Origin of the sequence: Gemmiger sp. An120 (assembly GCF_002160955.1) — a bacterium.
Classification (GTDB): domain Bacteria; phylum Bacillota; class Clostridia; order Oscillospirales; family Ruminococcaceae; genus Gemmiger_A; species Gemmiger_A avium.
On sequence record NZ_NFLN01000004.1, the window covers coordinates 222,623 to 238,566 of the forward strand.

A 15,944-nucleotide genomic window follows, 5' to 3' on the forward strand; every position below is an offset into this window, starting at 1 on the left:
ATCAGAAATAGAACACAAAAGTATCTTCGTATTTTCTGAAAATATATCTCCCCACGACAAACGCCGCTACTGCATATCCGATCGCAAGTGCATGAACAAACCCAGAAGGGACACGCCCTTCCATTGCTACTTCCCGAAAATAGGTAATATACACATAGACAGGGTTCAGCCAAAACAACCGCTTCATGGCTTCTGGATATCCATCAATTCGGTAAAATACCGCCGACATATACATCAAAAGTCTTAGGCATACACTCCAAAGATACCGAATATCCTTCATAAATACATAGAGCGTTGATAGAATTAACGTAATTCCCAAATTAAACACAAACAGAAGAATCGTAGGGATAATCAGCGTTATAAAGTGCCACCCAAAAGGAATCCCATCAAAGGCACAGAAAACAAAAAATACTACAATGCTAATACCAAAGTTCAATGCAAAAGAGATAGATTTGGAAAATACAAACAGCATTTGTGGAAGGTCAATTTTAGTTAAAATCCGCGAATTACCCACAACTGCGCTCATTCCTTCTGAAGTAGCATCCCGGAAATAAGAAAATACAATATTACCTGCCAGAATATAGGTCGTATAATAAGGTATGTCACGACCAAAGAACTGAGTAAACATCAGTCTCATCACCAGCATCATTAACACTGGCGACAGAACAGACCAAAAAATCCCCAATATTGACCGCTTGTATTTCTTTTTAAAATCCCGTTTGACCAATTCCTCCAAAAGGAATTTTCGCGCCTTGATTTTTTCTGCAATCGTGGTATAACTTATCATCTGATGTTTTCCTTTATCTTTCGAAGGGTTACCTTCCATCCATTTACTTTAATGTTGTAATACAACTTTTCCAGCATAGAGCTATCCATCTCAAGTTTTTTATCCGATGCGCCAGTTTTGTCACCAGCCCCTTTTTTTCTGAATAATTCTTTAAACTTTCGCTCATAGGATAATACATCAAACTTATAGTTTTCCAGGCTTTCCTCCAACGCCTCACGCATCACCTGTTGTTGCCATACAAGCCGGTCGTATTCCGAAAGACTATATCTTTCCGGAATACTTTTAGAAGTCTCAGCAAATTTGCGCACAGACTGAATAAGGGCTTCCCGAGTTTCTTGATGCATGCCATTATTAGTCGGCGGGTTACAGAAAGAATAGGACACTTTTCCTTTTCGAGCATCGGCAACAGTAGCCGTATGCATCCACTGTACATATGGTTGAAAGCGTACATTATCCAAATCCGGGCGGACAAGCAATACTGGAACCCCCAGCGCCAAACAAGGCAGCGCACAATGGAGGCGGCTAGTGACTACACAGGTCGAATTTTGATAAACCGTAAGCAATTTCTCTACCTGCTGTGCACGGACCTGCCAAGGTGTATCAGCGCTATATTCCTTGATCAAGTGCGTCATGATTCGGCAATCCATCCCCTGCTTCTTCGCTTGGTCGCTCATAACTTCCGTAGCTTTCGCATCCACGTCTACAAAGCATACATAGGGGGATTTTGATTCAATTCGTGGCATCTGTGGCAACGTCAATGTCATGCAACCAGAAAAATACGCCTCTACTCCTAATTTTTCCAGCAATTTTACGGTATTAAGATCCCGACACCCAATTGGTGCCCAAGCTTTGAGATAATCCAGCCCGGGCCCACTTAAAAATTTCGTTTTAATATATTCACCATAATATTGTGCAACGCGATACTCTGCGTAGTGAAAGGCCACAAAATGCGGCCGCAGGCAGTTTGCCGGAGGCCAGTTCCATTTTTTGTGCAGGAACCAGCCGTTCATGACCGCAGCGATAGGCTCATCGCTTTCTACCGTATCCAAATGCTCCCTATCCAAAACTATATCCACACTAGGAAGCAGACAGGAAACGGCATAGCATTGAATATCATCCCCGATGTTTTTTGTTTCTTTGTATACGACTAATCCAAATTTCATGTGTTAGAGCCCCTTCTTTTTTTACTTGGCAAATCGCTTAATGAACCTTTTAGCTTTTCCTTTTGCCCATATCAGCACACATCGCAAAAAATAGCGTGGTCCAACCTCCCCGCGACTAGCCATCTTTATCATTTCCTGCCGAGGATTTTTACTTGACACATTATTGCATGCCAATAACTGGCATCGCAAACTATCTGCGTAAGGGGTCCAAGAAGCAGCCTGATAGAAAAAAAGATGACACCGTCGAAAGCTTACCCACCAAGGTTTCTGACGATTCAGATAGTGCACAATAGCAACGTCATCCATAGCACCCCCATCTGAATAGTCGGCATCATAATAGAATTGTGACATATTCCATTTCTCAGGTAGGAACAGAATGCGCCCTTTGCAAACTCCATTTAGCACATCTTGATCCATCCATTTCAATTGACGATGTGTTTCTAGATACGAAATGCACTTCTCTTGTACCTTTTCCTGTCGAAACAACTCTAGGTTCATAACCAAGATCCCAGCATTGATATACTTATCCGGAGTAACCCCCATAGTTCGCTCTAGATATTCTTCTTTGCTCCGTTTCTCTTCCGGCTTACCCCGATAAATTACCACACCTCCCAACAGATTATTGCCAAGTTCAACGTCATACAGCTCTCCTACATCCTTTAAAATTGCGATGTCGCTGTCAAGGTAAAGGATTTTATCATATTGCGGAAAAACATCTCCTACAAAAAAGCGGTAATAAGTAGCAATCGATTGCCGACCATGTGTATAGAACAGTTTTTTATCAATATATCCGGAAACATTTACGCATTCCACTGACGCCCCCGGCTGTGACATGCTCTCTAATAAGCATTTATCTTCCGAGTCTAACTTATCATAAAACACATAGATTCGGTATTCCCGTTCGAGATCCCGCGTTCTCAACAAGCTTGCAATAGACGTGCTGCAATACGGTGCAAACTCCTTATCCGTAGCAAAAACAACCGGAACTGTTTGTTTCATACGTGTCCTCCTGTTTCTCTTTTTTCCTCTTTTTCAAATCGTGAGCGCTCGGGAAAGATCTGCTGAAAAGCGTGTTCCACATTTTCACGGACTTTTGCAAAGTCGCTGATCTCATCAGAATCATTAATGCAAATCATTCGCGTTTTTCTTTTTAAAATATGTGGTACAGTTTCTTCTGAAAGCACATTCAAGTCCTTTCCACGGTAGGGAGATCCTGGAATAAAACAGTTTTTTCCGAACTGCCAATAGCGCATCAGCCATTGGTTTACATCTCTTTGATAATCCCGGAAACGGTGAGTACACACTTCTTCCAACAGATCCGCCTCTTGGTACCAAATCTCACAAAAAGTTTGTTTAAGGAAAGGTTGGGGAAGATGATCATTGTAGAACCCTGCAAAATGACGCCACGGCATCAGGCATAGCGTGCGCAGTAATTTTTGTCCATAGCGCGGATTCATCCATTTACCGGGTGCCTGCTTAATCACATTTCTTTTGTCAAAATAGGTGTTAATAACGGCCATATCATTGGCAACTATGTTGCCAATATCCTGTTTTTTAGTTAGCATAATGGGACTCAAAACTGCATCATCCACCGGAAGTCCATGAACGAAAAAGTCCTCTGGCCGTACGGGTTGCAGTAAAAACATATCATCATTAAAAAACACGAATTGTTCTGCCAGCTCTGGCAACCGGTGCAGATTCAACTCAATAGGGTTTGCGCTGAAAGTAGGAAGATAGTTTAAAGGAATAAAGTCTCTGTGGTCGGTAATTCGCAACTGCGGATGCTCCTCATTGAGCCATGCAGGCTTTTGCCCATCGCTAATAAAATAAATTCTTCTCACCCATGGCGCGCACTGTTCCACTGCTCGAAACCAGTATCGTAGCAAACCCCAGTCTCTGTATCGAATTTCACGATCATCTTGTTGAGCATTCGGCAAATATCGCTGTTTTTTTTCTTTCCATATGGGATCATTGCCATTCACCCACATAATCACAAAATCAATTTCTGCTCTGCTTTTCAATCCGGCCGCACCCACCTTTTATAGGTCTTCCAGAAAAAATCATATCCCCAATGTCCCAACATTACTGCTCCTATGCCTATTTTATCGCGCATGGGTGCTCTCGGATCCAGCAATACGTCTCCGCCTGCTTTGCGAATTAGCGCTTCCAGCCGATTCCGAAGCAATTCATCTTCCGGAGAGCAATCAACCAAATAGCGGCGCACACTCAACGCTGCATGTACTTTTCGACGCACCGCTCCCTGACGCATATCTGGAAAAGATTGGCACATTACGTCCGTCATGTGCGAAACCGCTTCCATAAAGTCCAATTTGTCAACTCTGAAACTACCACGACTAATAGAATCAGGCTGGATGGAATACCAATACAACGGTTCGTCCACATAGGCAATCCGGCCGGCATTCAAGACCAACTCAGCAATGCAAAATGTATCTTCGTAGCATTTCCCTACCGGATACCAAATTTTCCTCAACAGTTTTTCGTCATACAGCTTTCCCCAAGGGCTTACATCAGGAGGTGCGTCATACAGAATATTTTCACAGGCGGTCCGAGCAGTTAGCACTCCGCTTGGAACCCCGCGAAAACGCTGAATACATCTAGTACTTGTGTGTATCCAATGGTTGCAAGCACTCATGCTGGTGTGGTTCGCCAAACAGGCCGACAGCATTTTTTCAATATACGTTGGCTCTACCCAGTCGTCGCTATCCACAAAAGCAATATAATTTCCTCGGGCATTTTCCACAGCAGTATTCCGGGCCGCAGATACTCCTCTATTTTTCTGGCTCAAAATACGGATTCTTGTATCTGCAGCCGCAAATTTTTCGCAGATTTGAAGACTTTTGTCAACCGACCCGTCATCAACCACCAAAATTTCCAAACAGGAATAGCTCTGCTGCTGAATCGATCGCAAACAGCGATCTATATACGCTTCGCTATTATAGATCGGTATCAGCACCGAAACCAATATATCTGGTTTCCTTACAAAGCCTTGTGCATCACTATCCAGCAACCTTTTTACACCGAACTTCTCCAGTTTGGTCGATTTATGCGGCAATCGTATCGATGCGTTCATTGCTTTTTTCTGGTTCTGACGCATAAACTTACGTTTAAGAAATGCCCCTCCTTTATTAATCCAGTTCTGCTTTTCTGTAAAAACAACCGGTAATTCAGTATAAGTCGCCCCTATCGTCTCCAGCCATACATCCAGCAATCGTTCACTTACAAAACCGAACACTCGAGCATCGTTCGTGTTATAATCCCGAATATCCAGCCGCGCTTCCAATTCAAACAAAACATCGAACAACCAACTGCAATAGACATCCAAGATGTCACGGCGCATCACAAACATGTTAAAACGATGACCACTCGTTCGTCTCATTACCCGGTCAAAAGCAGGCAAATAAGTTGGCCAACGCTCGGCCAAAATACAACGAGTCATATCCAGATCACAGGCATGATGGGCATGCGCATATTGACTATAATTGGTTTCGATAAAATACCGTCTCTTTTTGGGTAGTATAATTCCACTGCCAATCGCCCGTTCTAGTGTTTCACGATCGGCAATCCGGTTCCACTTGCTTCCTCTTAATGTCCGCACGGCAAAATACCGCCGGTAATGGCATAAGCCCAAGTAGTCAACATCCAGATTCTTCCAGCCCCAATATAAAGCCGTCAATTCACAATAGTGAGGATTTTTAAATGATATCGAATCACCTGTATCGTCCCGTTGCATTCCAGGAAGATGAAGGTGATTGGCTGCGCCTACTTGAATAGGGAGAAACACATCTCCTTTAGGAAGGCGACAAGGTTTGTGCGTCGCCACCAAAATTTTCAAGTTCAAAGCAAACCCTTCCCATTTACCGCATTTTTCCTCGTTGATCATTCCACCAAAAACGGTCATGAACATTATTTTGATATCCAGCCAGATGCTCCAGTTTTCAATATACCAGATATCATATTCTACCCGTTTTTCGATGCTGGTATCTCCCCGCAACCCATGCACCTGCGCCCACCCGGTCATTCCCGGCCGCACCTGCTGCCGCACCAGATACAAAGGTACTTCTTCTTTGAACTGCCGCACATAAAAGGGGATCTCCGGCCGCGGTCCCACCAGGCTCATATCCCCTTTCAGCACATTGAATAGCTGCGGCAACTCATCGATACTATATTTACGGATAAAGCTTCCAAATTTTGTTTTCCGGGGATCCGAATTGGTACTCCAAGCCGTTGTTTCCGTATCGTTTACCCGCATGCTTCGGAATTTATACATCCGAAATGGCTTTTTGTCGCGTCCCACACGGTTTTGACGGAAAATCACAGGGCCCGGACTGGACAAACGCACACCAATAGCCGCAACCAGCATCAACGGGCTGGTAAGTACTATGAGCACCAGTGAACCGATGATATCCATCATTCGTTTGGCAAACTGCCACAATACGTTATCCAGCGGTGTAGTGCGGATATTGATCAGCTTTGTGTTGCCTACCACATCCACAACCGGGTGCGTGGGAATATAATCGTTGTAAAAAGGAATTATAGAGACTTTTGTTCCTTCTTTATCCGCACAAGCCAATACTTGCTCCATAAAACAGATCTCGTGCGGTTCCAGCGCCACAATAAGTTCATCTGCGCTGTATCTCTCCAGAATAGACTCCAGCTCTTCGTATTCGCCCAGGCGGCGGCCCATACCGGGCTTGTCTGTCTTGCTAACGTACCCATCTACCACGAATCCCAGATAGGGCCGTCTTTTCACATCTTCAATATACTGTTTCGCAAAATGGCCATTCCCGACCACAATGACATGTTTCTGGTTGTATCCAAGTTTTCGGAAATATCGCAAAAGCGCCCGCAGACAAATGCGCTTGGCCAAAACCAACACCGTGGAAAAGACAAAAAAGAGGAAAAGGGCCAAACGCGAGAAATTCAAAATTTTTGTAACATACAGAATTTCTGTGATCACGGAAACGCCTACAGCGTTAATCATCACGATAACAGAAAGTTCCCGTATCTGTGACTGAAAGCGATACGATCCATACAGTTTAAACGCATAGAACGCCGCTACCAGCGCCACCGTATACAGTGCGGCCGCTCGCAGAAAATGCGGGGTCCATCCCTGTTCCAGCACCGATCCCCGACCATACATGATTTCAAAGCGGATATACGTAGCCAGCAAATAGGAAGAAAAAATCAGGATCGCATCAAGAATCATGTTGATCGCATTCAACAGATTTTGATTTCTTCGGATCACAGACATGTCCTCCTTTGCGAGCTTATTTAACGCACAAGGCTTCTATTAATGTATCACACCTGACAATGTTCAGCAACGTTTGCCACACTTATCCAGCGCACTTCCAACATTTTTTACAGTTTTTTACGCCTACACCGTGGCAGAATCGTTTTATATTTTGGCATAGTTTCCTGAAAGGTTTTTAAACTGCAGTTTTGTCAGGAAATATTGATCTAGGATCTCAAAATATCCCGGCAAAAAGATTAGGGAAATTTTTATCCGTCTCTATTTTTCAGCATCTGTAATGGGGTCTGCAAAGTCTGGAGTTCTTTCCTGCGGCAGCAGATACACTACGCAAGGCAGCAACCAAAGGCACACATTGATACAAGGCCAAATAAAATGGCTTTCCATAGTGGCATGTGCCAGCATTACCACAAGGCAGATACTTTCTGCCGCTGCTTCTTTCATCATAAGCCGCCAGAGCAACAAGGTAACTGCACCCCAGAGCAACAGACTGGCTACCGGGCCGCCATATATCCACAGATATACATAGTAGTTGTCCACAATGAAGTTTTTGTCCCACAAGCCCTGCCCAGCAATGGCAATACTGGTTTCTTGCAACGCCTGCTGGCCCAAGAGCAGCCGTCCCGACAGAAGAGTATTTATAGCATAGAGGACTGGATTATCATCCTCGTACAACCAGCTTCCAAGCAAACTGACCAAAAACGCCACTGCCGGTATGGCAGCTACCAAAGAGCGAATCCACACCGGCTGAATTACCTGCGGCCACAACCGCAGAACTACCGCCAGCAAAATCAAAAGTGCTATACAAGTAGTAGCCGCCCGGCTGTCCGGCCCATGATTGCAGAATACCAAAACACTGCCCAGCAGCACAAAATCAAACCACTTCAAGTCTCTGATCTGCCGCCAGCAGAGATACATCAAACAAATCGCCAACAGTACCGCGCCGGTCATATTATACCAGCCATAGCCAAAACTGTCCCGTACGCGGCTGTTGCTTTCAATCGCTCCAGTTCGAAGAGTGGGAATCCATCCAACTATTGAACTTCCTGCTACGGCGACAAAGCACAGTATACTGGCAATCAGTCCCACTTTGACTGTGCGACGCAGATCTGCATCCTTAGCGGCTAGAATGCAAAGCAGACCAAGCCCCATCCAAAATGCATGGTTATTGATAAAAACCCAGCGGAACACAAAAAAGAAGCAGAATCCCACAACCAGCTGTCGGCCTGAATACCGCGTAAAGAACACTATTTTAAGCAGCAATACCCACAGATACAAAAACTCCATTGCCTGTAACAGCAGCGTATACCAAGTGCCGGCATTCTCACGAACAAGGCTGTTCAGAAAAAAGGCCGTAATCTGGGTAGCGACCACACCGGACAGAAACATCCATGCTCCAGCCCGGCCACGGAATTCACCGCCCCAGTTTCCAAAAAGATATTTCTCTTGCTGCAAAAAACCAGTCAGCTTTTGCCGAACTCCTCCCTGTAGACGCGCGGCGCATCCGGCTAGCCAAAGCAAACCAAGTGACCATCCTGCCAGAAGAACATCCATTACACTAAATATTCCATTGGTAAATGTCAAAAACATCCCGTTTTCTCCTTTTTTTTGCAAAATCCTCCTATTGTATAATACTATAGGCGATTTGGGGTTGCTTGTCTATAAACCAGACTATTTTATTGCAAGAAAACGCGCCCTGCCAACCGGCGGGGCGCGTTTTGAGTTTGTGTAAGACTTACTCCTGTTCGAACATATCCTTGCCTACGCCGCACAGGGGGCAGACGTAGTCTTCGGGCACGTCGGCCCAGGCGGTGCCGGGGGCTACGCCGTGATCCGGATCGCCCGCCGCTTCTTCATAGATATAACCACAAACGGTGCACACATAACGCATGGTTCATCGCTCCTTTTAACATTTCATAGGTAAATATTGCAGCTCCTTGCCCGCTTGGCAAAGACTGTAGGTTTATTGTATGCGAAGCAATTTAAAAAATCCGTTGTTTGGGCAACATTTTTCTGTTTCATTCCCAATTTTTGCCCGCATATTTCCTATGCCGGACTTGCAGAGCAAAATTTTCGGTTTCTTCATGAATTCGCCATATTTTTATTGGATAATAGCGTTGTAAACAAACTGTATCGAAAGGACGGTGACGGCATGCTGCAGCGAATTCAGGTGGAACAGATGGGGCTGGCCCCCGCACAGGTACAGCGGTACCGCTCGTTCTGCACCCAGATGAGCCGCACGCTGGTGCGCCGTCACGGTCCGCTGGGACGGCTGGCCCGTATGCCGGATCTGGCATTTCTGGCCCTGCTGCTGACCAGCCTGCGGGAAGGCGGCGGCAGCGGCCCGGCACCGGGGCCGGACAACCCTTATACCGATTATGTAGCGGACATGGCCGTTGCGCTGCGGTACCAGGATTACATGGACAACTGGCTGGATGACCACAGCTACCGGGATCTGGCGCTGGCCAAACTGCTGGAGCCCGCCCGACTGAATGTGCTGCAGCGGTATCCCCGCCAGTGCGCGGCCGCGCACAGCTGCCTGAGCCGGTTGCACCGGGGCGAACAGCAGAACTGTACCGACATTGAGCAGATGAGCAGCTACTGGGGCCAGGTCATGGCGGAGATCTTTGATTTCTGCCGTGGTTCCCACGGCGAGCAACTGCGTGCCCTGGGCGATGCAACCGGCCGGCTGTTCTATCTTCTGGATGCCTGGGAGGATCTGCCCCACGACCAGCGGACCGGTGCCTACAACCCGTTGGCACATCTGGCTGACTCCCCCGATTTTGAATCGGATTGCCGCGCTTTGCTGGACCGGCAGCGGCAGCTGGCGCTGGATGCTTTGGACAAACTTCCCCTGCGCACCGACTGTGCGCTTGCCGAACGCTTACTGCTGAGTCTGGCCGCCCCCCGGCCGAACCCAGCTGCCCATCGGCGCCCGGTTTCCCGCCGGGCGGTCTGACAGGAAAGCAAGCTCCTCTTTATTTTCTCTTTTTCACCCTAGCAACGGCAAATGGGCCCTGCGGAGCAATCCGCAGGGCCCATTTGCCGTTTTATTCTTCTTCCTGTTCATCCAGATAGCCCAGGGGCAGCACTTCCACCGCCTCTACCAGGCCATCCCGCATCCACATGGCCGCATCGCAGCGCACGGTATAGCCGCAGCCCGGGTCGGCCATCCAGTCCTCCGGCTTGTGCTGGGGCAGCGCCTTCTGGGCCAGCATGCTCATGATCACGCCGCCGTGGGTAACGCAGGCGGCCTCGCTGACGCCGGCCTTGATCAGGTACTCAAACAGCCCCATCAGGGTGCGGGCGCAGCGGGCATGGAAATCCGCCGCCGGCTCAGCCCCTTCCGGCGTGAAAGGATGGCTGGGATCCATCCAGCGGGCAAAGTCCGGCTCGTGCACCAACTCCCGCACCGGGCGGCCCTCCCAGCATCCGAACGCCATCTCCCGCAGATCCGGCACGATCAGCTTTTTTTCCGCTGTGGGGAACAGAATATCCGCCGTCTGAACGGCGCGCGCCAGCGGCGAGCAGAACACCGTGTTCGGCGCCGGATAGGTAAACCGGGCACGCAGCTCCTGCAGGGCGCGGCGCCCCTCTTCACACAGTTCCGGGTCGGTGCCGCTGCCCACATAGATTCCATCCAGGTTGGCCTGGGTGAGCCCATGCCGGATCAGATGCAGACGAAAAGTTTTCATAAAATACGTCCTTTCCCGCTTGAAAACAGGCGTTAAATATTACAAATTTATTACATTTTCAACACACTTTGCCAAAACGCACCACAATATTTGGGGCAAACGGCCTTTTGATATCATACATATTGTTACCCCCACAGGGCAATAGACAGAATTGCCGAAAATAAGAATCAAATCTTGGCGCTTTTTGTATTTACAAAGGGTTTTCTCTGGTTTATAATTTACGATGCGTTATAGCCTCTTGGGGGTAGTACGCCAAAAATTCAGAAGGACAGGTGCCCTTATGAACATGGAATTCAACCGCATTATAACCCTGCTTCGCAAGGAGCGGGGCATTACCCAGAAGCAGGCTGCTCAGGATCTGGGTGTTTCCCAGGCCTTGCTGTCTCATTATGAGAAGGGTATCCGTGAGTGCGGTCTGGATTTTGTGGTGCGGGTTGCCGACTATTATAATGTATCCTGCGATTACCTGCTGGGCCGCAGTGCGGAGCGCAGCGGGCTGATTCTGTCTGCGGAAGAGCTGCCCAGCCCTGAAACCGCCAAGGATAACGTGTACAAGGGCAGTGTGCTGCCTACCATGAACAAAAAGCTGATCTCCAACAGCCTGAACATCCTGTTTGACAAGCTGGCTGCCAGCCACGACAAGGGCCTGGTAACCGAGGTAAGCGCCTATCTGATGATGGCGGTGTACAAGATGTTCCGGATGGTGTACGCTTCTGCGCCCCGCAACGCGTCCAGCCTGTTCCGGCTGAGTGCCTCCCGGTGGGAGGGCTACTCCTCCGCTGCCATGACCCGCGCCGAGGCCGACGTGAACGCCATCCTGCACGGGGAAGAGGTGGGCGAAGAGCCCGCCTTCAAGGACACCAGCTGCTTTGCCATGACCAGTGAAAGCTTGGCCCGGGAATACCCGCTGTATTCCACCAGTCTGCTGCATCTGATCAAGACCAGTGAGACCAACATCGAAAAGCTTGTAAAATAAGCATTTTCCTTATAGAAAGACAAAAACCAGGCGGATCGCCTGGTTTTTTTGTTTGCGCGGAGTGCCCGGCCGTTTATTCCAATCCGGCCAGCGCAGCACGGCAGGCTTTGCAGACGTTGCGTCCCTTGAAGCTGACCACGTCCCGGGCCTCGCCGCAGAAGATGCAGGCGGGCTGGTATTTTTTCAGCACAATGGTGTCACCGTCCACATAGATCTCCAGCGAATCCGCGTCGCCCACGTCCAGGCTCCGGCGCAGCTCAATGGGCAGCACGATACGGCCCAAACTGTCGATCTTTCGTACGATACCGGTGGATTTCATAGCATGGTTCTCCTTTATTCGGCAGGATAACGGAAGCTGTGCGCCTTTGCGCCCCCAGCGTTCCGGCTTCGACTTAATTGTACCGTCTTCTGGTGGAACTGTCAACATTTGGTAATTTTATCGCAGGAGAAGTTTTCGACAGAAAACCCCGCCCCACGACCGGTTAGGCCGCGGAAAGCGGGGTTTCGACGAGTTACGACTTGTAACAATTTTGTGAATTTCAACAGCTTGTATTTTTACAGCTGTCCAAATCCGGCTTACAGCTGCAGCAGGCCGATCTTTTTATACACCTTGGCAACCATGCGGTCAGCCAGACGGGACGCCTGCTCGGCGCCCTGTTTCAGCACGCCGTCCACATAATCCTTGTCCTCCAGGATGCGCTTGTACTCACCCTGGATGGGGGCCAGACCGTCGATGACGCTCTGGGCCACGGCCTCCTTGAAGGCGCCATATCCCTGGCCGTCAAACTCCTTCTCGATGGCTTCGAAGTCCTTGCCGGTGAAGACGCTGTAGATGGTCATCAGGTTGGTGACGCCGGGCTTGTCCTCCGAAGCGCGCACCACGCCGTCGCTGTCGGTAACCGCGCGCTTGAACTTGCGCAGGATGGTATCAGCATCGTCGGTCATGAGCACAAAGCTGTTGGCATTGGTGTCCGACTTGCTCATCTTCTTGTCCGGCTCCTGCAGGCTCATGATCTTGGCGCCCGCCTTCAGGATATAGGGTTCCGGCATGGTAAAGGTGGGGCTGTACAGACCGTTGAACCGCTGGGCAATGTTGCGGGCCAGTTCCAGATGCTGCTTCTGGTCGATGCCCACCGGCACCAGGTCGGCGTTATAGATCAGGATGTCCGCCGCCATAAGCACCGGATAGGTGAACAGACCGGCGTTCACGTTGTCGGGGTGTTTGGCACTCTTGTCCTTGTACTGGGTCATGCGGCTCAGCTCACCGAATTGGGTGCAGCAACTCAGCGCCCAGCTCAGCTGGGTGTGGGCGGGTACATGGCTCTGCACAAACAGCAGGCTGCGGGCCGGGTCGATACCGGCCGCCAGCAGCATGGCCGCCGCCTCGCGGGTGTTGCGGCGCAACTTGGCCGGCTCCTGCCGCACGGTGAGGGCGTGCAGGTCGGCGATCATATACAGGCACTCGTGCTCCTCCGTCTGCAGGGCGCCCCAGTTGCGCACCGCCCCCACATAGTTGCCCAGTGTAAAGGTGCCGGTGGGCTGGATGCCCGAGAGAATGCGCTTCTTGCGCGGCAGTTGTTCACTCATTCTTGATGCCTCATTTCTTTTAAGGACGCAGGTGCGTCCGAAGATACTTACTTTGTATTATACCGGCTCGCCGGGCACTGTCAAGACACCTCCGCCAGCAGCAGCGGATTGGCTCCCGGCTGCAGGGCTGCGTTCAGATATTCGGTGTCGATCAGTACCACCCAGATTTGCTACTCGCCATGTTTTTCCAGCATCCAGGGCCGGGCTTTTGCGGGCAGAATCCACCAGCCGGCAAACACCAGCGCTCCGAACCCGGCAAAGGAAAAGGACAAGAATTCCATGTGTGTACCTCTCTATCCACACCGCAAAGTGACAAAATACCCCTTTATTATATAGGAAAAGAGAGGAATCTGCAAAGCAAAGAGCGCCGCGCCCGGTTGACAAGCCGCGGCGCGGCCCTTACAATAACAGGAGAAGATCAGTCCGGGCCTTGTTGCGCCTGGAAAATCACATAAAAGGAGAAGGATCATCATGGCATCCAACACCGTCCGCACCCGCTTTGCGCCCAGCCCCACCGGCTATATGCACGTGGGCAACCTGCGCACCGCCCTGTACGCCTACCTGAAAGCCAAGAGCAAGGGCGGCACCTTTATCCTGCGCATCGAAGACACCGACCAGGGCCGCCTTGTGGAAGGCGCCGTGGACGTGATCTACGATACCCTGCGTCAGACCGGCCTGCTGTGGGACGAAGGGCCCGACGTGGGCGGCCCGGTAGGCCCCTATGTGCAGAGCGAACGGATGGGGATGTTCCGCCAGTATGCCGAGCAGCTGGTGGAGCAGGGCAAGGCCTATTACTGCTTCTGCACCGCCGAGCGGCTGGAGCAGCTGCACGCCGACCAGAAAGCCGCCGGTGAGGCGGTGGGCCACTACGACGGCCACTGCCGCGACCTGCCCGCCGAGGAGGTGCGCCGTCTGCTGGACGCCGGCACCCCCTACGTCATCCGCCAGAAGATGCCCCGGGAGGGCGTGACCGGGTTTGACGATGCGGTGTACGGCCACATCGAGGTGAACAACGCCGAACTGGAGGATCAGATCCTGATCAAGACCGACGGCATGCCCACCTACAACTTTGCCAACGTAGTGGACGACCATCTGATGGGTATCACCCACGTGATCCGGGGCAGCGAGTACCTGTCCAGCACCCCCAAGTACAACCTGCTGTACGACAGCTTCGGCTGGGAGAAGCCGGTGTATATCCACTGCCCGCCGGTCATGAAGGATGCCCAGAACAAACTGAGCAAGCGCAACGGCGATGCCAGCTACCAGGATCTGATGGCCAAGGGCTATCTGAGCGCCGCGGTGCTGAACTACATCCTGCTGCTGGGCTGGAACCCCAAGGGTGAGGAGGAGATCTTCAGCCTGGAGGAAATGGTCAAGATCTTTGACGAGAGCGGCATCAGCAAGAGCCCGGCCATCTTTGACCCGCTCAAGCTGCGGGCTCTGAACGCGGCTTACATCCGCCGGCTGAGCCCGGAGGAGTTCCGCAAGATGGCCGATCCCTGGATCGACAAGGCCGTGCATGTGGAGATCGACCGGGATCTGCTCTGCGCCAACCTGCAGCCCCGCTGCGAGGTGCTGGGCGAGATTCCCGAGCAGCTGGACTTCTTTGACGCGCCGCTGCCTTTCGGCCCTGAACTGTACGCCAACAAGAAGCAGAAGACCACCCCGGACACCGCCCGCCAGGCGCTGAGCGCCCTGCTGCCGGTGCTGGAGAATCTGCCTGACTGGAACAAGGACGCCATCTTTGAAGCCTGCAAAGCCAAGGCCGAAGAGATGGAGGTCAAGAACGGCTGGCTGCTCTACCCGCTGGGCATTGCCCTGTCCGGCAAGCAGCGCACCCCCGGCGGCGGCACTGACCTGGCCGCCATGATGGGCCGCGAAGAAACCCTGGCCCGTCTGCGTGCCGCACTGGCCGCCCTGTAAACACCTGCTGTTTTGTGCCGTTCCCGGTTTATGCCGGGGGCGGCACTATCTTTTCGGGACAAAAATCCATGAAATGTGCCAATTGTCCTTGTTCTTTGTATATCGGTGCGCTACAATGAAGGAAAAGCGCCCGGTACACCGGGCAGGAAAGAGAGGCTGTTTTCATGCGTTTTTTCATTGACACCGCCAATGTAGACGAGATCCGCGCCGCCAACGATATGGGCGTGATCGCGGGCGTGACCACCAACCCCAGCCTGATCGCCAAGGAGGGCCGGGACTACGCCGAGACCCTGAAAGAAATCGCCACCATCGTGGACGGCCCCATCTCCGGTGAGGTAAAGGCCACCACCACCGACGCGGCCGGTATGATCGAGGAAGGCCGCGCCATCTACGCCCTGGATCCCAAACACATGGTCGTAAAAATCCCCATGACCGTGGAGGGCCTGAAAGCCATCAAGGTGCTGAGTGCCGAGGGCATCCCCACCAACTGCACCCTGATCTTCTCGGCCAACCAGGCGCTGCTGGCGGCCCGGGCGGGCGCCAC

Annotated in this window: 14 protein-coding genes; 4 read left to right on the plus strand and 10 right to left on the minus strand. The window is 50.9% G+C overall.

Annotation, left to right across the window (positions count from 1 at the left end):
* Position 1: 1 nt before the first annotated feature.
* The 7 genes from B5E65_RS05770 to B5E65_RS05800 all read right to left on the minus strand — a co-directional run bounded on the left by B5E65_RS05770 (position 2) and on the right by B5E65_RS05800 (position 9,110).
* Positions 2-787: an ABC transporter permease gene (locus B5E65_RS05770; protein ID WP_242957485.1), complete on the minus strand. Its 786-nt coding sequence runs from the start codon at positions 785-787 to the stop codon at positions 2-4.
* Positions 784-1,950: a polysaccharide pyruvyl transferase family protein gene (locus B5E65_RS05775; RefSeq protein ID WP_087170814.1), complete on the minus strand. Its 1,167-nt coding sequence runs from the start codon at positions 1,948-1,950 to the stop codon at positions 784-786. The genes B5E65_RS05770 and B5E65_RS05775 overlap by 4 nt, the downstream gene beginning before the upstream one ends.
* 21 nt (positions 1,951-1,971) lie before the next feature.
* The gene (locus B5E65_RS05780; protein ID WP_087170815.1) at positions 1,972-2,949 is read right to left on the minus strand and encodes a glycosyltransferase family 8 protein; all 978 of its coding nucleotides are present in this window, start codon (positions 2,947-2,949) and stop codon (positions 1,972-1,974) included.
* Entirely contained in the window at positions 2,946-3,971 is a 1,026-nt protein-coding gene (locus B5E65_RS05785; RefSeq protein ID WP_087170816.1) for a Stealth CR1 domain-containing protein, read from the minus strand. Before B5E65_RS05785 ends, B5E65_RS05780 begins: the two co-directional genes overlap by 4 nt.
* Positions 3,968-7,216, minus strand: a complete 3,249-nt coding sequence (locus B5E65_RS05790) for an undecaprenyl-phosphate glucose phosphotransferase (protein WP_158098527.1) — start codon at positions 7,214-7,216, stop codon at positions 3,968-3,970. The genes B5E65_RS05785 and B5E65_RS05790 overlap by 4 nt, the downstream gene beginning before the upstream one ends.
* 264 nt (positions 7,217-7,480) lie before the next feature.
* A complete protein-coding gene (locus B5E65_RS05795) occupies positions 7,481-8,809 on the minus strand; it encodes a hypothetical protein (RefSeq protein ID WP_087170818.1) in 1,329 nt (442 codons plus the stop codon).
* Positions 8,810-8,954: 145 nt separating this feature from the next.
* On the minus strand, positions 8,955-9,110 hold the full coding sequence (locus B5E65_RS05800) for a rubredoxin (RefSeq protein WP_087170819.1): 156 nt from the start codon (positions 9,108-9,110) through the stop codon (positions 8,955-8,957).
* 261 nt (positions 9,111-9,371) lie between these two features.
* Between B5E65_RS05800 and B5E65_RS05805 the strand changes: the two genes are divergently transcribed.
* On the plus strand, positions 9,372-10,178 hold the full coding sequence (locus B5E65_RS05805; RefSeq protein WP_087170820.1) for a DUF5685 family protein: 807 nt from the start codon (positions 9,372-9,374) through the stop codon (positions 10,176-10,178).
* Between the two features lie 91 nt (positions 10,179-10,269).
* Here the strand turns inward: B5E65_RS05805 and B5E65_RS05810 are convergent, their stop codons facing one another.
* A complete protein-coding gene (locus tag B5E65_RS05810; RefSeq protein WP_087170821.1) occupies positions 10,270-10,914 on the minus strand; it encodes a histidine phosphatase family protein in 645 nt (214 codons plus the stop codon).
* A gap of 286 nt (positions 10,915-11,200) precedes the next feature.
* On the opposite strand from B5E65_RS05810, the gene B5E65_RS05815 reads away from it, so the two are divergent.
* Positions 11,201-11,890: a helix-turn-helix domain-containing protein gene (locus tag B5E65_RS05815; RefSeq protein ID WP_087170833.1), complete on the plus strand. Its 690-nt coding sequence runs from the start codon at positions 11,201-11,203 to the stop codon at positions 11,888-11,890.
* 73 nt (positions 11,891-11,963) lie between these two features.
* On the opposite strand, the gene B5E65_RS05820 is transcribed toward B5E65_RS05815, so the two are convergent.
* On the minus strand, positions 11,964-12,209 hold the full coding sequence (locus tag B5E65_RS05820; protein ID WP_087170822.1) for an AbrB/MazE/SpoVT family DNA-binding domain-containing protein: 246 nt from the start codon (positions 12,207-12,209) through the stop codon (positions 11,964-11,966).
* Between the two features lie 257 nt (positions 12,210-12,466).
* Positions 12,467-13,477, minus strand: a complete 1,011-nt coding sequence (gene trpS / locus B5E65_RS05825; protein WP_087170823.1) for a tryptophan--tRNA ligase — start codon at positions 13,475-13,477, stop codon at positions 12,467-12,469.
* Positions 13,478-13,948: 471 nt separating this feature from the next.
* Between trpS and gltX the strand changes: the two genes are divergently transcribed.
* Entirely contained in the window at positions 13,949-15,400 is a 1,452-nt protein-coding gene (gene gltX, locus B5E65_RS05830; protein WP_087170824.1) for a glutamate--tRNA ligase, read from the plus strand.
* 164 nt (positions 15,401-15,564) lie between these two features.
* Positions 15,565-15,944 (plus strand): transaldolase family protein (locus tag B5E65_RS05835; protein ID WP_275532860.1); only part of this gene is annotated, 380 nt, incomplete at its 3' end.